This window comes from Geodermatophilus sp. SYSU D00965 (assembly GCF_054050075.1).
Window position 1 is genome coordinate 119,425 of record NZ_JBJGYQ010000009.1, and the last position, 17,052, is coordinate 136,476.

Sequence of the window (17,052 nt, forward strand, 5' to 3'; positions counted from 1 at the left end):
GGACGACACCGCGGCCAGGTGCCGTCCCCCTGCTGCGTCGAGCGCGTCCGCGGACTCGTCGCGGGACCCTGCGGGCCCCACTCCTCGCCGCAGCGACACCGCGGCCAGGTGCCGCCCCCTGCTGCGTCGAGCGCGTCCGCGGACTCGTCGCGGGACCCTGCGGGCCCCACTCCTCACCGCAGCGGCACCGCGGCCAGGTGCCGCCCCCCTGCTGCGTCGAGCGCGTCCGCGGACTCGTCGCGGGACCCTGCGGGCCCCACTCCTCACCGCGAACTCACCCGAAGCGGCCGGAGATGTAGTCCTCGGTGGCCTTCTGGTCCGGGTTGCTGAAGATCTTCTCGGTCGGGTTGAACTCGATGAGCCGGCCCGGCTGGCCCACGCCGTTGAGGTTGAAGAACCCCGTGTAGGAGCTCACCCGCGCGGCCTGCTGCATGTTGTGCGTGACGATGACGATGGTGAAGCGCTCCTTGAGCTCCGTCATCAGGTCCTCGATCGCCAGCGTGGAGATCGGGTCCAGGGCCGAGCAGGGCTCGTCCATCAGCAGGACCTCGGGCTCGACGGCGATCGCGCGGGCGATGCACAGCCGCTGCTGCTGGCCACCGGACAGGCCCGAGCCCGGGCGGTCCAGCCGGTCCTTGACCTCGTTCCAGAGGTTGGCGCCGCGCAGCGACTTCTCGACCAGGTCGTCGGTCTCGGACTTCTTCATGCGCTTGCTGTTGAGCCGGTTGCCGGCCACGACGTTGTCGTAGATCGACATCGTCGGGAACGGGTTGGGCCGCTGGAAGACCATGCCGATCGACCGGCGCACGTTCACCGGGTCGACGTCGGCGCCGTAGAGGTCCTGGCCGTCCATGACGACCTTGCCCTCGACCCGGGCGCCCGGGATGACCTCGTGCATCCGGTTGATGGACCGCAGGAAGGTCGACTTCCCGCAGCCGGAGGGACCGATCAGCGCCGTGATGTTCCGGGGTTCGATGGAGACGTTGACGTCCTGCACGGCGAGGAAGTTGCCGTAGTAGATGTTGAGGTCGGAGACCTCGATGCGCTTGGCCACGTGCGTGTCCTCCTGGACGAACCCGGTCAGCGACCGGTCTTGGGGGCGAAGAATCGGGTGATCAGGCGGGCGACGACGTTGAGCGCCATCACCAGGATGATGAGGACCAGGGCTGCTGTCCACGCGCGCTCGATGGCGAACTCCGGCGGGAAGCCGGGCTGGGTCAGCTGGTAGTAGGCGAACACCGGCAGGGTCGCCATGCGGCCGTCGAACGGGTTGAGGTTGGTGCCGTTGATGATGCCGACCGTCACCAGGAGCGGCGCGGTCTCGCCGATCACGCGGGCCACGGCGAGGGTGATGCCGGTGCCCAGGCCGGCGATCGCCGTGGGCAGCACGACCTTCACGACCGTCCGCCACTTCGGGACGCCGAGCGCGTAGCTGGCCTCGCGCAGCTCGTTGGGGACGAGCTTGAGGACCTCCTCCGAGGACCGGACGACGACCGGGATCATGAGCACCGACAGCGCGACGGCACCCATGACCCCCAGCCGGATGCCGGGACCGAAGAACAGCGCGAAGAGGGCGTAGGCGAACAGCCCGGCCACGATCGACGGGATGCCGGTCATGACGTCGACGAAGAACGTGATGGCCCGCTTGAGCCGGCCGGTGCCGTACTCGACGAGGTAGATGGCGGTCAGCAGACCGATCGGCACGGAGATCACGGCGGTCAGCAGCGTGATGATGACGGTGCCGAGGATGGCGTGGTACGCGCCGCCGCCCTCACCGACGATCCCGAGCATCGAGGAGTTGAAGAACTCGGCGTCGAACCGCTTGAGGCCGTTCTCGAGCACGGTCCACACCAGGGACACCAGCGGGATCATCGCGATGGCGAAGGCCGTGGTCACCAGGGCGGTGACCAACCGGTCGGTCCCCTTGCGCCGTCCCTCCACCTGGCGGGAGACCAGCCAGACCAGCAGCGTGCCCAGGACGGCGCCGTAGATGACCGTCAGGGCGATGCTGAAGCCGGTGAGCGCCGAGACGACGGCGCCGACGGCGATGCCCAGGACGTAGAGCCCCAGCGCCGCATAGCGGGGCAGTTGCCGGCTGCGGCGCACGGGCCCCTCGGTGGGCGGGAGGTTCGTGGGCGCGGAGCGGGTGTCGGTGCTCATCAGTTGGCTCCGGAGAAGTCGGCGCGCCGCTCGACGATCCAGCGGGCGAACATGTTGACCGCCAGGGTGATCACGAACAGGGCCAGGCCACTGGCGATCAGCGTGTTGATGGCGATGCCGGTGGACTCGGGGAACTGCAGGGCGATGTTGGCCGCGATCGTGGACGGGTTGCTGCTGGAGATCAGGTTGAACGTGATCCCGCCGGACCCGGAGAGCACGATGGCGACGGCGAGCGTCTCGCCGAGGGCGCGCCCGAGGCCCAGCATCGAGCCGCCGATGACGCCGGACTTGCCGTAGGGCAGCACCGCCATCCGGATCATCTCCCAGCGGGTGGCGCCCAGCGCCAGGGCGGCCTCCCGGTGCAGGGCCGGCGCCTGGCTGAACACCTCGCGGGAGATCGCCGAGATGATCGGCAGGATCATGACCGCGAGCACGAGCCCGGCGGTCAGCATGGTGCGGCCGGTCGCGGAGGCGGGCCCGGCGAAGAGCGGGATGAAGCCCAGGTTGTCCGCGGCCCAGGCGTAGAAGGGCACCAGGGCCGGCGCCAGCGCGGCGATGCCCCAGAAGCCGTAGACGACGCTCGGGATGGCGGCCAGCAGGTCGACGACGTAGCCGAGGCCCTGGGCGATGCGCCGGGGCGCGTAGTACGTGATGAACAGGGCGATCGCCACGGCGAGGGGTGTGGCCACCACCAGGGCGATGACCGCGGCGATCAGCGTGCCGAAGAGGAGTGGCGCGATGTAGCTGCCCAGGCCCTCGCCGCCGGGGATGTCCTCGGCGGGGGCGGTGAACGCCGGGAGCGCCTCGGCGATCAGGAAGGCGGCGACGCCGGCGAGGACCAGCAGGATGAGGATGCCGGAACCGGTCGCGCTGGCGGCGAAGATCCGGTCACCAGGGCGGCGTACCGGCCGCTTGGTCGTGGGCTCGGACGGGGTCCTGGTGGCGGTCACCCTTGCTCCGTGGGTTCGTCTCGGTCGGTGTCGGGTCCGCCCGGCTCCGGGCGGGGGTGGGGGGGGGGGGGGGGGGGGGGGGGGGGGGGGGGCGCGGGGGGGGGGGGGGGGGGGGGCGGGGGGGGGGGGGGGGGGGGGGGGGGGGGGGGGGGGGGGGGGGGGGGGGGGGGGGGGGGGGGGGGCGGCTCGGGGGGGGGGGGCGGCGCGGCCGGGGGCGCGCCGCCGCGCCGCCCCCCCCCCCCCCCCCCCCCCCCCCCCCCCCCCCCCCCCCCCCCCCCCCCCGGTCCGGGTGGGTCGGTCAGCCCGCGGTGATCGCGTCGACAGCGGACTGGGCCTGGTCGCGCAGGGTGTCCGAGATGGGGGCGCTGCCCGCGGACTCGGCTGCGGCCTGCTGGCCCTCCTCGCTGATGACGTACCCCATGAAGGCCTTGACCGCGTCGGCCTTCGCCTGGTCGTCGTACTGGATGCACCCGACGTGGTAGCTGACCAGCACGATCGGGTACTCGCCCGAGCCCTCGGTCTGCCGGTTGACCTCGATGGCGAAGTCGTACTGACCGCGGCCCTCGACGGCGGGGGAGTTCTCGACGACCGCAGCGGCGGCCTCCGGGGTCGGGGCGACGAACTCGCTGCCGACGGCCACGTTGGCGATGCCGAGCTCGCCGGCCTGGCTGGCGTCGGCGTAGCCGATGGCGCCGGCGCCGGCCTGGACGGCGGCCACGACGCCGGAGGTGCCGTTCGCGGCCTCACCGCCGGGCAGCGGCCACTCGCCGTCGGGCTCCGAGGTCCACACGTCCCCGGCCGTCTGGAACAGGTAGTCGGTGAAGTTGTCCGTCGTGCCCGAGTCGTCGGCGCGGTGGACGGGGGTGATCGCCTGGTCCGGCAGCGTGGCGTCGGGGTTGTCGGCGGCGATCGCCGGGTCGTTCCAGTTCGTGATGGCGCCGGTGAAGATCCCGGCGATGGTGGCCGGCGAGAGGTTGAGCTCGTCGACGCCCTCGAGGTTGTAGATGACCGCGATCGGCGAGATGTAGTTGGGCAGCTCGAAGACCTCGCCGCCGGCGCAACGCTCCTGCGCGGAGGCGAGCTCCTCGTCGTCCAGGGCCGCGTCGGAGCCGGCGAAGTCGGTGCCGCCGGCGATGAACTGCTCACGGCCACCGCCGGAGCCCACCGGGTCGTAGCTGAAGTTGATGCCAGGCTGCTGCGAGTTGAACCCCGCCTGCCAGGCCTGCATCGCGGCCTGCTGGCTGCTGGCGCCGGCGCCGACGAGGTCGCCGCTGAGCTCCGCCGCCGCGGCGCCGCCGGTGCTGCCGCTGCCGCCGCCGGCGTTCTGCTCGTTGGCGGCGCCGCACGCGGTGAGCGCGAGGGTGCCGGCCAGCGCCGTGGAGAGAGCGACGGCGCGCGACCTGGTGCTGAGCTTCAACTCAGTGCCTTTCGACTGGTGTGCCCGGACCTCGATGCCGGGCAGCGAAGAACCAACGAAGGCGAAGTTAGGCAGCCCAAGTAGACGCATCCGGGTCACTCGGTGAACGACCGGTGAACGACGGCGAAGCGTTTCCCGACCGGGTGAGAACCAGGTCACGGCCATCAGGTGAACGAGGCCGTGGCCCCGTTGCGGACGCGATCGTCCGGTACTAGACGGCCCGCCGCCACGAGACGTCGACGGCGTGCCGGGTGAAGCCGCTGCGCTCGTAGAGGGTCACCGCGGCGGTGTTGTCCTCCTCGACGTAGAGCAGGACCTGCCCCAGGCCGAGGGCGCGCAGGTGCGCCAGCCCGATGTCGGTGAGGGCCCGGCCCAGCCCGGTGCCCTGGGCGGCGGGGTCGATGCCGAGGACGTAGACCTCGCCCACCGCCTCCGGCCCCTCGTCGCCGGGCGGGTGCACCTTGGTCCAGTGCGAGCCGAGCAGCGTGCCGCCGTCGTCGGGTTCGCCGCGCCAGGCCAGGAAGAAGCCGGCCGGGTCGAACCACGGCTCGGCCTCGCGCAGCTGCAGGTCGGCGAGGGTCCAGCTGCCCTGCTCCGGGTGGGTGGCGAAGGCGCGGGCGTTGACGGCCAGCCAGGCCTGCTCGTCCCGGCCGGGCCGGAAGGGACGCACCGTCACGCCTTCGGGGAGGGGCCGGCGCGGCTCGGGGTCGACCCCGTCCAGGTCGCGGCGCATCTGGAGCAGCACCCGCGCCCGCGTGTAGCCACGCCGCGCGGCCAGCTCGGCCGACCCGGGCAGGTCGCCGTGCGCCCACACCCGGAGGGGGCGGTCGCCGGCGAGCTCCTCGAGCCGGGTCAGCAGGGTGCGGCCGACCCCCTGCCGCCGGGCGGCCGGGGCGACGACCAGCTCGGCCTCGGCGTCCCCGGTGCCGCCGCCCTCGAACCGCGCGTAGCCGGTCAGGGTGCCGTCCGGCGCCTCGACCAGCACGTCCCGGCCGCCGTCCGGACCGCCGTGCTGCAGCCGCAGCTCGGCCTCCTCGGAGAGCGGGCGGACGCCGTCGGCCGCCGTCGCGGTGCGCAGCAGCGCGAGCACCGCGGCGACGTCGGCGGGGTCGAGGCGCGCGACGTCCCGGGCGGCGGAGGAGGACAGGGGGGCCTCAGACCAGCTCGGCGTCGGAGGAGGCGTCGGCCTCGCTGCGGGCGGCCGCGGCGGTGGCGTCGGCGACCTGCTGGTCGAGCTTGTAGCCGACGTTGCGCACGGTGCCGATCAGCGCCTCGTGCTCGGTGCCGAGCTTGGCCCGCAGCCGGCGCACGTGGACGTCGACGGTGCGGGTGCCACCGAAGTAGTCGTAGCCCCAGATCTCCTGCAGCAGTTGCGCGCGCGAGAAGACCCGGCCGGGGTGCTGCGCCAGGTACTTGAGCAGCTCGAACTCCTTGTAGGTGAGGTCGAGCGGACGGCCGCGGAGCTTGGCCGAGTAGCTGTGCTCGTCGATGACCAGCTCGCCGGCGGTGGTCACGCCGCTGTCGCCGCCGTCGACCGGCGTGGCAGCGGCCATGCGCCGGGCGGTGGCCCACTTCAGCCGCGCGTCGACCTCGGCGGGGCCGGCGGTGTCGAGCAGGACGTCGTCGATGCCCCAGTCGGCGGAGAGCGCCACGAGGCCGCCCTCGGAGAGCACGGCGACCAGCGCGGAGGCGACACCCGTGGAGGACAGCAGCCCGCACAGCGTGCGGGCGCCGATCAGGTCGTGGCGGGCGTCGACGAGGACGACGTCGCCGGAGTCGCCGTCGAGCAGGCTGGACAGCTCGGGCGCCACCACGCGGACCTGGTGGCCCAGCAGCCCGAGGGCGGGCAGCACCTCGGTCGTGGCCTGACGCGCCGCGGTCATGAGCACGAGTCGCATGTCGTCTCCTCAGGGGAGCCGGGGACGGGGATCCGTCCGGGGGCCCACGACGGCACTGTCGAGAGACAGCAGGATAACCGACGTGTTGCCGAAGCCCTCCGTCGTGACCGAACTGCGATCAGTGACGGTGCACACGGACGACGGCGTCCGGCTGTCGGGCGTCGTCGTCCCGGCGGTGCTGCCGGAGCCGCTGCCGCCCGGAGCGCGGCCGCTGACCTTCGTCGTCGCGCACGGCTTCACCAACTCGGTGACCCGGCGGCACTTCCTGCGGCTGGCGGGCTGGCTGCGTCGCTTCGGCGAGGTGCGCGGGGTGGACTTCCGCGGGCACGGGCGTTCCGAGGGCGGGTCGGGGGCCGGGGGCGACGCGGAGCTGCGGGACCTCGACGCCGCCGTCGCCGCGGCCCGGGACGACGGCGCCGACGCCGTCGTGACCGTGGGGATGTCCATGGGCGGCGGCGTGGCACTGCGGCAAGCGGCCCTGGGGCGGCACCGGTCGGACGCGGTGGTCGCCGTCAGCGCGGTGAGCCGCTGGTACGTGCGCGACACCGCGCCGATGCGGCGGGTGCACTGGCTGCTGGAGACCACGGCCGGACGGCGGATCGGCACCCGCGTCGTGCGCCTGCGACTGGACACGCCGTGGATCACCCCGCCGCAGGCGCCGCTGGAGGTGGTGGCCCGGATCGCGCCCACGCCGCTGCTCCTGGTGCACGGTGACCGGGACAGCTACTTCCCGCTGGAGCACTTCCGGGCGCTGGTGCGGGCGGCCGGTCCGGCGGCCACCGCGTGGGTGGTGCCGGGGTTCGGACACGCCGAGAGCGGCGCCACCGGCCCGCTCGTCGAGCGGATCGGCCGCTGGGCGTCTGCGACGATCAACCCGTGACAGCGGCCGCACTCGGGACCGGGGCGTCGACCCGCGGGCGCCACCTGCCCGCGGCCGCCCTGGCGGCCCTCGCCACCGCGCTGCTCGTGGTGCCCGCCGAGGTCGCGGGCGAGCCCGGCCGGGTGGCCGCCGTCGCCGCGCTCCAGCTGGCCCTCGTGGCGGCGTGGAAGCCGGCTACCGGCATCGCCGGGCGGGTCGGTGCGCCGCTGCTGGGGGTCGCCGCGGCCGCCGGCGCGGACGTGCTGCTCGTCGTCCCGGAGCGGCCGGAGCTCGGGTCGCTGCTGGCGGTGCCCGGCCTGGGCTTCCTCGCGGCCGTGCTGCACCAGATGTTCCGCCCGGCGCCGCGCCGCGACGTCGTCGGCTCGCTGGCCGGCGTGGTCCTGCTGGTCTGCGCGGTCTCGGCGCTGGCCGTGCTGCTGCTCCTGCCCGGGGACGGCGACGAGGGCCGCGTGGCGACGACGGCCCTGCTGGTCGCCGGCACCACGCTGGTCGTCGGGCACCTCGTCGACGTGGTGCTGCCGCGGCCGCGGGTCGCCGACGGCGTGCCGCGGGGGGTGCCCGGCCTGGTGGTCTCGGTGCTCGCCGGCGCGGTGCTGGCGCTGGTCCGGCACGGCTCCACGGACCTGTTCCAGGTGCTCGCCGTCCTCACCTTCGGGCTCGGTCTCGCGGGCGTCGCCGCGCTGGTCGCGCTGGCCGCGCAGTACGTGACCGCGGAGGGACCGCGGCGGGCGTGGGCGGCGCTGCTGCTGCAGGTGGTGCTGCCGTTCGCGGCCTGCGCACCGGTCGCGTTCTCCCTCGTCCTGCAGGACGCGTTCTGATGCGCGCCCTGCTGGTGGTGCTCCTGCTGCTGGTCGGGCTGGCCGTCGTCGCCGACCGGGTCGGCGTCGGGATCGCCGAGGACCGGGTCGGCCAGGCCATCGCCGAGCGCGGCGGCCTCGCCGGGCAGCCGGAGGTCGACATCGGCGGGTTCCCGTTCCTCACCCAGGCGGTGAGCGGCACCTACGAGGACGTGCGCATCGCGCTGACCGCGGCCGACCTGGCGCAGCCGGAGGGCACCCGGGCCGACGTCTCGCTGCGGGGCGTGCACGTCCCGCTGTCCGACGTGCTGTCCGGGTCGGTGCAGGAGGTGCCGGTCGACCGGGTCGACGGTACGGCGACGCTGTCCTACGCGCTGCTGTCGCAGCAGCTGGGCCCGGGCACCACGCTCTCCCGCGAGGGCGACGGGCTGCGTGTCGAGCGGACCGTGGAGCTGGCCGGTCTGACCGTGCCGCTGACCGCCGTCGGCACGCTGGGCCTGGACGGGAACGACCTGGTCGTCGACGTCTCGGAGGCCTCCGGCGCCGGTGTGGACCTGCCGGCCGTCCTCGTGGACCAGGCCAGCGACCTGCTGGACCTGCGCTACCCCGTGCCCGAGCTGCCGTTCGGGCTGCAGCTGACCGGCGTCGCCCCGGCCGACGACGGCGTCGACGTCGCCGTGGCGGCCACCGACACCGTGCTGCGGGGCTGACCCCGGGAATCCCGCGGGGACCGGTCGGGTTGGCCGGGGCGTGAGCGCCCAGGACGTGCCGGCCGATGTCCTCGCGGGGCTGGGTGTGCGCCCGGAGGACGCCGACCTGACCGTCGTCCAGTTCTCCACCGCCTTCTGCGGGCCGTGCCGGGCGACCCGGGCGCGGCTGCGGCAGCTGACGGCGACCCGGCCGCGGCTGGCCGCCGTCGACGTCGACGCCGAGAGCCACCTCGACGCGGTCCGGGCGCTCGACGTCCGGAGCACCCCGACGCTGCTCTTCCTCGCCGGCGACGGCCGCCTGGTGGGGCGCGCCGACCGCGCGCCGCGGGCCGGGGAGCTGGCCGCGCTGGTCGATGCGCACCTGGGTGCGCTCGTGGGCACCCGGGCGGGGAGGGGCGTGTGATCGGTTACCCTCGCGCCGTGGGCATCCTGCTGACCTCACGCCGCACAGTCGACCTGTGCCGCGTCGGCAGCTGCCTGTGTCCGGTCTCCTGAGCGCCGGCCCGGCTCGTCAGAACCCGCCCCCACCGACGTGCGGGCGCACGGCCGAACGGCCGGTCCGCCCGGTCGACCCCGGGGCGGACCGTCCTGGCCCTCTCCGCACCCCCACCTGAACCGCCCGGCGGGTCGCACCGGCCCGCACCGCCCGACCCGCACACCCACCACAGGAGGGAACACCCCCCATGAGTCGCAACGACGTGCTCGTCTCCGCCGACTGGGCCCAGGAGCACCTCGGCCAGTCCGGCATCGTCTTCGTCGAGGTCGACGAGGACACCAGCGCCTACGACAAGGGCCACATCGAGGGTGCGGTGAAGCTGGACTGGAAGACCGACCTCCAGGACCCGCTGCGCCGTGACTTCGTCAGCAAGGAGCAGTTCGAGCAGCTGCTGTCCGAGCGCGGCATCAGCAACGACGACACCGTCGTCCTCTACGGCGGCAACAACAACTGGTTCGCCGCCTACGCGTACTGGTACTTCAAGCTCTACGGCCACCAGGACGTCAAGCTGATCGACGGCGGCCGCAAGAAGTGGGAGCTCGACAGCCGTCCGCTGTCCACCGACGCCGTCTCGCGGCCGGCCACGCAGTACCGGGCCCAGGAGCCCGACACCTCCATCCGCGCGTTCCGCGACGAGGTCGTCGCCGCGATCGGCCAGAAGAACCTGGTCGACGTCCGCTCGCCCGACGAGTTCGCCGGCAAGCTGGTCGCCCCGGCGCACCTCCCGCAGGAGGGCGCGCAGCGTCCGGGCCACATCCCCAGCGCCGTGAACGTGCCGTGGAGCAAGGCGGCCAACGAGGACGGCACCTTCAAGAGCGACGAGGAGCTGGCCAAGCTCTACTCCGACGCCGGCCTCGACACCAGCAAGGACACCATCGCCTACTGCCGGATCGGCGAGCGCTCCAGCCACACCTGGTTCGTGCTGCGCGAGCTGCTCGGCCACCAGAACGTCAAGAACTACGACGGCTCGTGGACCGAGTACGGCTCCCTCGTCGGCGTCCCGATCGAGAAGGGGGCCTGAGCATGTGCGGCGCTCCCAAGCAGGGCACTGCCCTGGCGGGCGTGGACCTGACGACCCAGACGGTCATCCAGGGCTCGGTGTGGCACGACGGCGCACCGGTCGCCGGCGCCTACGTGCGGCTGCTCGACTCCACCGACGAGTTCACCGCCGAGGTCGTCACCAGCCCCGAGGGCGAGTTCCGGTTCTTCGCCGCTCCCGGCGAGTGGAAGCTCCGCTCGCTCGCCCCGGTCGGCAAGGGTGAGCGCGTCCTCACCGCGGACGTGGGCCTGAACGAGACCACGGTCGCGATCGACTGAGGAAGGACCCCCGAGGGCCGTCCCGCACAGCGCCCGCTCCGGCACCCGCCGGGGCGGGCGCTGTGGCGTTCTCGGACGTCCGCGGCTCACCGCCGGTGGGTGGCGTGCCACCCCGCAGCGAGGACGACGGAGACGGCGAGCACGGCTCCGCCGCCCCAGGTCGCACTCGCGAACGCCGCCGCCCCGATGCTCGGGGAGGTCAGCGCGGCGACCCCGCCCACGCTCCCGCCGACGGCGGTCAGCAGCAGCCAGGGCCAGGAGGTGCCGGCCCCGGGTGGGAGGGGGCGCGCGGGGGTGCGGCGCCACCACCGCAGCGCCCAGGCCAGCAGCACGAGGCCGCCGACGAGCCCGCTGGCGTACTGCAGCCAGCGGTAGCCCGGCAGCAGCCCCCACTGGGCGGACAGCGCCGGCAGGTGGTCGGTGCCCCAGCGGCGCGGGTGGGTGAACTCGTCCCAGAGCACGTGGGTACCTGCGCCGACGGCGAGCGCCAGCAGCGTCCACGCGACGGCCGGCACCGTGGCCAGGCGCCGTCGCAGCCCCGGCCGGACGCCGGTCAGCCGGGCGCGCAGCGCGGTCGGCGCGACGGCGAGCGCCGGGGCCACCAGCAGCGCGTGCCACAGCGCCCAGGCCAGGCCGCCGAGGAGCACGTCGACGGTGACGACGGCGAGCGCCGTGTGGGTCGCCCAGGGGAACGGGACGGGCAGGTAGAACGGCAGGTCCGGCGCCAGGCTGCCGACGACCAGGGCCGACGGTGGCAGGGGCGTCCGCAGGAACGGCAGCACCGCCGCGGGATGGCTGCCGGTGAACGGCATCGTCGTCCCCCGGCCTACGGGCCCGCGAGCCAGCGGCGCAGGACCTGCTGCTGCTCGGCGGCGCGTGCCCGGCCGAGGCCGAACGGGCCCACGGCGGTGACCTGGAGGGTCTGCACGGTCCCGTCCCGCAGCAGCAGCTGCAGCGCGCCCTGCGTGGGGGAGAGCGAGCCGCTCGTGGACCGGCGCACGTCCTCGATCTGGGCGCGGTCGTAGGTCGTCGTCCGCAGCTGGTTGCGGACGACGAGCCGGCCGTCGGGGGTGCTCCGCACCACCATGCCGGCGGTCCGCGCGATGACGGTGAGCCACACGACCATGAAGGCGGCCAGCGGGAGGACCGGGCCCCACTCCCCGGAGCGTGCGGCGTCGAGCAGGCCGGGCGCGAAGACCAGGACGACGCCGGCCACGGCCACGAGGCCGGCCACGACCCGCGCGACCAGGGGTGGCCGGATCTCGACGGTCACCCGCGGCCCAGCCCGACGAGCGCGGCCAGCTCGCCCATCGCCCGGTCGAAGTAACGGTCGGCGTCCTGCACCGAGCCGACGAAGTGCCCGAACAGCTCGAAGCTGATCGTCCCGTAGAGCGCGCTCCAGGCCAGCAGTGCCCGCAGCCGGACGGCGTCGTCGAGCGCCGGGTGCTCGCCCCCGAGCACCGCGATCGCATCGTCACTGACGAGCGCCGGGTCCCGGTCGCTCCCGGCCGCCTCCGGCAGCGCACCGCTGCGGGCGGCGTCCCCCAGGACGTGCCCGAGGACGACGCCGACGCGGCTGGCCGCGGGCACGGTGTCCCGCGGCGCCGCGTAGCCGGGCACTGGTGAGCCGTAGAGCAGCGCGTACTCGTGCGGGTGGGCCCGAGCCCACTCCCGGACGGCGCGGCAGACGGCCAGCCACCGCTCCCGCGGTGCGGCGCCCGGGTCGTCGGCGGCCTCCGCGACGGCCCCGAGGGCGTCGTACCCGTCGATGATCAGCCGGGTCAGCAGGTCGTCCCGGCTGGGGAAGTAGCGGTACAGCGCCGACGAGGCCATGCCGAGCTCCCGGGCCACGGCCCGCAGCGACAGCGCGGCGGCCCCGACCTCGGCCAGCTGTCGCCGCGCGGCGTCGGTGATCTCGGCGGTCAGCTCGGCGCGGACCCGTTCACGGGCGGTGGGCGGCACGCGCCCATCATGATCGCTTGAGATCGCTGCACGCAAGTGCGAGCACTGCTCTTGACGGGCGACGGTCGCCGTGCCAGCGTCGACCGCATCGAGAGCACTGCTCTCGACCGATCGAGGAGGAGTTCGCCATGGCACTGCACGTGATCGTCGGCAAGGGCCCGGTCGGGACGACGACCGCCGAGCTGCTCGCCACGCGTGGCCACCGTGTCCGGGTCCTGTCGCGCAGCGGCGGGACGTCGACCGGCACGGTCGAGCACCGGCGCGTCGACGCCACCGACGCCGACGCCCTCGCCGCTGCCGCGCAGGGGGCCGACGCCCTCTACAACGCGGTGAACCCCGCCTACCACCGCTGGGCCACCGACTGGCCGCCGGTCGCGACGGCGCTGCTGACCGCCGCCGAGCGCACCGGCGCGGTGCTGGTCACGATGGCCAACCTCTACGTCTACGGCCGCCCGGCCGGCCCGATGACCCCCGACAGCCCGCTGGCCGCCACGGACCTCAAGGGCGTCGTCCGGCGGCGCATGTGGGAGGAGGCGCTGGCCGCGCACGAGGCCGGCCGGGTGCGGGTCACCGAGGCCCGTGCCGCGGACTTCGTCGGCCCGCAGGTGCCGGCGGAGCACTCCCACCTGGTCCGCCAGCTGCCCGCCCTGCGCCGCGGGCGGCGCGCCTGGGTGGTCGGCGACCCCGACGCCCCGCGCAGCTGGGCCTACCTGCCCGACGTCGCCGCCACGCTGGCGACCCTGGGCACCGACGAGCGGGCGCTCGGCCGCGCCTGGCACGTCCCCAGCGCGCCGCCGCGGTCCCAGCGGCAGGCGCTGACCGACCTGGCCGCGGCCCTGGGGACGCCTGCCCCGCGCGTCTCCCGCATCCCGTGGACGGTGCTGCGCGGGATCGGACTGGTCTCCCCGGTCATGCGCGAGGTCGTCGACGTCCGCCACCAGTTCGACCAGGAGTACGTCATCGACGCCACGGCCACCACGGCCACCTTCGGGCTGACCGCGACGCCGTGGGACGAGGTCGTGGCCGCGACCGCCGGCGCGCTCCCGGCGACCGCCTGACGGAGGACCCCGTCCTCCTCACCGCTCGCGAGCTCGAGGCGCGCCTCTGGACGGGGCCGTTCCAGCACGTCACCAGCGGGTCCTACGGTGGAGCGCATGGTCTCTGCCTGGGTCCTCGTCACCCTGGCGTCGCTCGCCGCCCTCGGCTGCGGGTACGGCGCCGCCCGGCTCGCCCGCCGGCCCGAGGGGACGCGTCGATGACCGACGCGACCGAGCTGCCGGTGCCCGACACCGTCGACGTCCGCTCGGGGCCGGAGGTCTCCGACGAGCTGCTCGCGGTGCTGCCGCTGCTCGGTGAGTGGCACGGCGAGGGCCAGGCCGCCGGCGCCGGGGGTGACCACCGGTTCGGCCAGTGGATCCGGTTCAGCCACGACGGGCGCGGGTTCCTCGCCTACGAGTCGCGCACCTGGCGGCTCACCGACGACGGGCAGATCGTCGGTCCGGAGCACCGGGAGTCCGGCTTCTGGCGGCCGCGCGGCCGGGACGACGTCGAGCTGCTCGTGGCCAGCCCCGACGGGCTGGTGGAGATCTACGTCGGCCGGGCCCGGACGACGACCAGCTGGGAGCTGACCAGCGACGTCGTCGCCCGGACGCCGGACGCCCCCGACGTGGCCCGCGCCGTCCGGCTCTACGGCATCGTCGAGGGCGCGCTCATGTACGCCATCGACCGCGCGGGCACCGACGCGCCGCTGGCACCGACCATGTCCGCCCGCCTGGAACGGATCCGATGACCGACGCCGGCCCCGCCACCCCGAGAGCCGTCGCCGACCGGTACGTCGACGCCGTCTGCGACCTCGACCCGATCGTCGCCACGTCGCTGGGCACCCGGCCCGGCGACGACCGGCTGCCCGACCCCAGCCCGGCCGGTCTCGAGGCCGAGGCCCAGCTGGCCCGCGACACCCTCGCCGAGCTGGACCGGGTGCTCGCCGCGGACCCGGCGCTCACCGACGACGCGGTGGAGCGGCGCTGCGCCCGGTTGCTGCGCGAGCGGCTCGGCGCCGAGCTGGCCGCCCACGAGGCCGGGGAGGGGCTGCGGGCGCTGTCGAACCTGGCCAGCCCGGTGCACTCGATGCGGCAGGTCTTCCTGCTCATGCCCGCGGCCTCCGACGAGGACTGGGCGGTGATCGCCCGCCGCATGGCCCGGGTGCCGGAGGCCTACCGCGGCTTCCGCGCCGCCCTGGAGGAGGGCGCCCGCCGTGGGCTGTTCGTCGCCCCGCGGCAGGTGTCCACCGTGGTCGACCAGCTCGGGGAGTGGCTGGCCGGGCCGTTCTTCGGGACCTTCGTCGCCCGGGGCCCGGAGTCGCTGCGCTGCGACCTGACGGCCGCGGCGCGCGCGGCCGACGAGGCGGTGGCCGAGGTCCGGGACTTCCTCCGGGACGGCTACGGCCCGCGGGCCGAGGGGACGCCGGACGTCGTCGGCCGCGACCGCTACGCGCTGGCCGCCCGCCGCTGGACCGGGTCCGACCTCGGCGCGGGCTCCGGGCTGGAGGAGGCCTACGCCTGGGGCTGGGCCGAGCACCGGCGGATCCTCGCCGAGCAGCGGACCGAGGCCGAGCGGGTGGTGCCCGGGAGCACGCCCATGGAGGCCATGCGCTGGCTGGACGTGCACGGCCCGGCCGTCGACGGCGTCGAGGCGATCCGGCTGCGGCTGCAGCAGATGATGGACGACGCCATCGACGCCCTGCACGGCACGCACTTCGACCTGGCCGAGCCGGTGCGCCGGGTCGAGGCGATGATCGCGCCGCCGGGCAGCGCGGCGGCCCCCTACTACACCCGGCCCGCGCAGGACTTCTCGCGGCCGGGCCGCACCTGGCTGCCGACGATGGGCCGGGAGCGCTTCCCGCTGTGGGACCTGACCTCGATCTGGTACCACGAGGGCGTCCCGGGCCACCACCTGCAGCTGGCGCAGTGGGCGCTGGTCTCGGGCGAGCTGTCGACCTACCAGACGTCGCTGGGCTCGGTGAGCTCGAACGTCGAGGGCTGGGCGCTCTACGCCGAGCGGCTCATGGACGAGCTCGGGTACTTCGCCGACCCCGGCACCCGCCTGGGCTTCCTCGACGCACAGCAGCTGCGCGCCATGCGGGTCGTCGTCGACATCGGCATGCACCTGGGCCTGCCGGTGCCGGACGACGCCGACGGGGTGCTGGCCGACCACCGCGGCCGGCCCTGGACGCCGGAGCTGGGCCGCGCCTTCTTCGGCGAGCACAGCGGGGCCACGCCGGCCTTCCTCGACAGCGAGCTCGTCCGCTACCTGGGCCTGCCCGGCCAGGCGATCAGCTACAAGCTCGGTGAGCGCGCCTGGCTCGAGGGCCGGGACGCGGCCCGCAAGGCACGCGGCGACGCCTTCGACCGCAAGGCCTGGCACATGGCCGCGCTCTCGCAGGGGTCGCTCGGGCTAGACGACCTCGCCGCGGAGCTCGCCGCCCTGTAGCTACCTGGCCGGCAGGGGGTTGATCGTGTCGGCGTCCCAAGCCACCGACTGGGTGGGGGAGACCTCGGCGGCTTCCAGTCCGTCGGCGGCCAGGACGGCGTCGACGCACGCGCGGCTCCCACCGACGTAGGTCGTGACCAGGTCGATGTCGGTGGCGACGAGCCACGCGCGGTCGGCCGGCCACCAGATGCCGGCGCTCTGCTCCCAGGGCTCGTCGGCCATGTTGGCCGCGGCCAGCTCGACCGGACCCCGCACGAGCGCGTGCAGCCGGTGCCCCGGGGAGCACGGGACCGTCGGCGTGCCCCCTGGCAGGAACCCGAAGTCGGCCGACACGCCGAGGAGGCAGTCGTCGGGCGTGGTCGTGTGCCGGCGCAGGACCGCGGCCAGGCGGCGGGCGAGGCGCTCGGGCAGGTGCCCGCGTGCCGGGGCGTCGTCCCACAGCGGGGTCTGGTTGTCCTCGCCGAAGTAGTCCATCGACCCGGTGATCGAGCCCCACTCCATCGCGGGGTGGGCCACCGTGCGGTTGGCCGCGGCGACCTCGGCCCAGGGCACGTGGACGTCGTCGTCCCCGGCGTACCGCACGGCGGGGTGGAAGACGCGGGCGTAGGCGGCGAAGACCGGCGGGACGAGCGAGGCGACCGCCTGCTCGGCGAACGGGTGGACGGCGTCGGCGATCCACGTGCCGGGGGAGACGTCCGTCTCGGCCGAGCGGCCGGCGAACACGCGCGGACCTCCCCCGGAGAACGGACAACCCCCGGGCTGCTCCGCGGCGCTGACCCTGCACTGGCAGGGGAGCTGCACGCGGGCCGACTGGACAAGTGTCGGCGGCCCGGGGGTCGGGTGACTGTCCGGTTCTCGCTCGCCGCCGTACGACGGACGGGCGATCTGCCGTCGCTCAGACTGTCGTCTGAACGGGCGGCCCATCTGGACGGCGGCTAGCGGACAGCCACCTCACGAGTCCGATAAGCATGCAAAG

Annotated in this window: 19 protein-coding genes; 9 read left to right on the plus strand and 10 right to left on the minus strand. The window is 74.7% G+C overall.

What is annotated here, in order from left to right:
* Window positions 1-274: 274 nt before the first annotated feature.
* The 6 genes from pstB to ACI789_RS10650 all read right to left on the minus strand — a co-directional run bounded on the left by pstB (window position 275) and on the right by ACI789_RS10650 (window position 6,425).
* The gene (gene pstB, locus ACI789_RS10625; protein ID WP_456916330.1) at window positions 275-1,054 is read right to left on the minus strand and encodes a phosphate ABC transporter ATP-binding protein PstB; all 780 of its coding nucleotides are present in this window, start codon (window positions 1,052-1,054) and stop codon (window positions 275-277) included.
* A gap of 26 nt (window positions 1,055-1,080) precedes the next feature.
* Entirely contained in the window at window positions 1,081-2,160 is a 1,080-nt protein-coding gene (pstA, locus tag ACI789_RS10630; RefSeq protein ID WP_457008741.1) for a phosphate ABC transporter permease PstA, read from the minus strand.
* Window positions 2,160-3,110, minus strand: a complete 951-nt coding sequence (gene pstC, locus ACI789_RS10635) for a phosphate ABC transporter permease subunit PstC (RefSeq protein WP_456916328.1) — start codon at window positions 3,108-3,110, stop codon at window positions 2,160-2,162. Before pstC ends, pstA begins: the two co-directional genes overlap by 1 nt.
* A gap of 298 nt (window positions 3,111-3,408) precedes the next feature.
* Window positions 3,409-4,527 carry a phosphate ABC transporter substrate-binding protein PstS gene (pstS, locus tag ACI789_RS10640; RefSeq protein WP_457008743.1) on the minus strand — a complete coding sequence of 373 codons (1,119 nt, stop codon included), beginning with the start codon at window positions 4,525-4,527 and terminating at the stop codon, window positions 3,409-3,411.
* 211 nt (window positions 4,528-4,738) lie between these two features.
* Entirely contained in the window at window positions 4,739-5,674 is a 936-nt protein-coding gene (gene mshD, locus ACI789_RS10645) for a mycothiol synthase (protein ID WP_457008883.1), read from the minus strand.
* Between the two features lie 7 nt (window positions 5,675-5,681).
* Window positions 5,682-6,425, minus strand: coding sequence for a winged helix-turn-helix transcriptional regulator (locus ACI789_RS10650; RefSeq protein ID WP_457008745.1), 744 nt, complete (start codon window positions 6,423-6,425; stop codon window positions 5,682-5,684).
* Window positions 6,426-6,546: 121 nt separating this feature from the next.
* Between ACI789_RS10650 and ACI789_RS10655 the strand changes: the two genes are divergently transcribed.
* The 6 genes from ACI789_RS10655 to ACI789_RS10680 all read left to right on the plus strand — a co-directional run bounded on the left by ACI789_RS10655 (window position 6,547) and on the right by ACI789_RS10680 (window position 10,625).
* Window positions 6,547-7,305 carry an alpha/beta hydrolase gene (locus ACI789_RS10655; RefSeq protein ID WP_457008747.1) on the plus strand — a complete coding sequence of 253 codons (759 nt, stop codon included), beginning with the start codon at window positions 6,547-6,549 and terminating at the stop codon, window positions 7,303-7,305.
* Window positions 7,302-8,123, plus strand: coding sequence for a hypothetical protein (locus ACI789_RS10660; protein WP_457008749.1), 822 nt, complete (start codon window positions 7,302-7,304; stop codon window positions 8,121-8,123). Before ACI789_RS10655 ends, ACI789_RS10660 begins: the two co-directional genes overlap by 4 nt.
* On the plus strand, window positions 8,123-8,812 hold the full coding sequence (locus tag ACI789_RS10665) for an LmeA family phospholipid-binding protein (protein WP_457008751.1): 690 nt from the start codon (window positions 8,123-8,125) through the stop codon (window positions 8,810-8,812). The genes ACI789_RS10660 and ACI789_RS10665 overlap by 1 nt, the downstream gene beginning before the upstream one ends.
* Window positions 8,813-8,852: 40 nt before the next feature.
* Window positions 8,853-9,215 (plus strand): thioredoxin family protein, encoded by a 363-nt coding sequence (locus ACI789_RS10670; RefSeq protein WP_457008753.1) that lies wholly within the window; start codon window positions 8,853-8,855, stop codon window positions 9,213-9,215.
* 280 nt (window positions 9,216-9,495) lie between these two features.
* The gene (locus ACI789_RS10675) at window positions 9,496-10,329 is read left to right on the plus strand and encodes a sulfurtransferase (RefSeq protein ID WP_457008755.1); all 834 of its coding nucleotides are present in this window, start codon (window positions 9,496-9,498) and stop codon (window positions 10,327-10,329) included.
* A gap of 2 nt (window positions 10,330-10,331) precedes the next feature.
* Complete coding sequence (locus ACI789_RS10680) at window positions 10,332-10,625, plus strand: DUF1416 domain-containing protein (RefSeq protein WP_457008757.1); 294 nt, start codon at window positions 10,332-10,334, stop codon at window positions 10,623-10,625.
* A gap of 86 nt (window positions 10,626-10,711) precedes the next feature.
* Here the strand turns inward: ACI789_RS10680 and ACI789_RS10685 are convergent, their stop codons facing one another.
* Genes ACI789_RS10685 through ACI789_RS10695 form a run of 3 tightly spaced genes read right to left on the minus strand, consistent with a single transcriptional unit; the run spans window position 10,712 to window position 12,587 of the window.
* The gene (locus ACI789_RS10685; RefSeq protein WP_457008759.1) at window positions 10,712-11,437 is read right to left on the minus strand and encodes a DUF4184 family protein; all 726 of its coding nucleotides are present in this window, start codon (window positions 11,435-11,437) and stop codon (window positions 10,712-10,714) included.
* Between the two features lie 14 nt (window positions 11,438-11,451).
* On the minus strand, window positions 11,452-11,898 hold the full coding sequence (locus ACI789_RS10690) for a hypothetical protein (protein ID WP_457008761.1): 447 nt from the start codon (window positions 11,896-11,898) through the stop codon (window positions 11,452-11,454).
* Entirely contained in the window at window positions 11,895-12,587 is a 693-nt protein-coding gene (locus ACI789_RS10695) for a TetR/AcrR family transcriptional regulator (RefSeq protein WP_457008763.1), read from the minus strand. The genes ACI789_RS10690 and ACI789_RS10695 overlap by 4 nt, the downstream gene beginning before the upstream one ends.
* A 128-nt stretch (window positions 12,588-12,715) precedes the next feature.
* Between ACI789_RS10695 and ACI789_RS10700 the strand changes: the two genes are divergently transcribed.
* The 3 genes from ACI789_RS10700 (at window position 12,716) to ACI789_RS10710 (ending at window position 16,076) form a co-directional block, all read left to right on the plus strand.
* Window positions 12,716-13,645, plus strand: a complete 930-nt coding sequence (locus ACI789_RS10700; RefSeq protein ID WP_457008766.1) for an NAD-dependent epimerase/dehydratase family protein — start codon at window positions 12,716-12,718, stop codon at window positions 13,643-13,645.
* Between the two features lie 197 nt (window positions 13,646-13,842).
* Window positions 13,843-14,376: an FABP family protein gene (locus ACI789_RS10705; protein WP_457008768.1), complete on the plus strand. Its 534-nt coding sequence runs from the start codon at window positions 13,843-13,845 to the stop codon at window positions 14,374-14,376.
* Window positions 14,373-16,076, plus strand: a complete 1,704-nt coding sequence (locus ACI789_RS10710; RefSeq protein ID WP_457008770.1) for a DUF885 domain-containing protein — start codon at window positions 14,373-14,375, stop codon at window positions 16,074-16,076. Before ACI789_RS10705 ends, ACI789_RS10710 begins: the two co-directional genes overlap by 4 nt.
* Here the strand turns inward: ACI789_RS10710 and ACI789_RS10715 are convergent, their stop codons facing one another.
* Entirely contained in the window at window positions 16,077-16,799 is a 723-nt protein-coding gene (locus tag ACI789_RS10715) for a hypothetical protein (protein WP_457008772.1), read from the minus strand.
* Window positions 16,800-17,052: the final 253 nt, after the last annotated feature.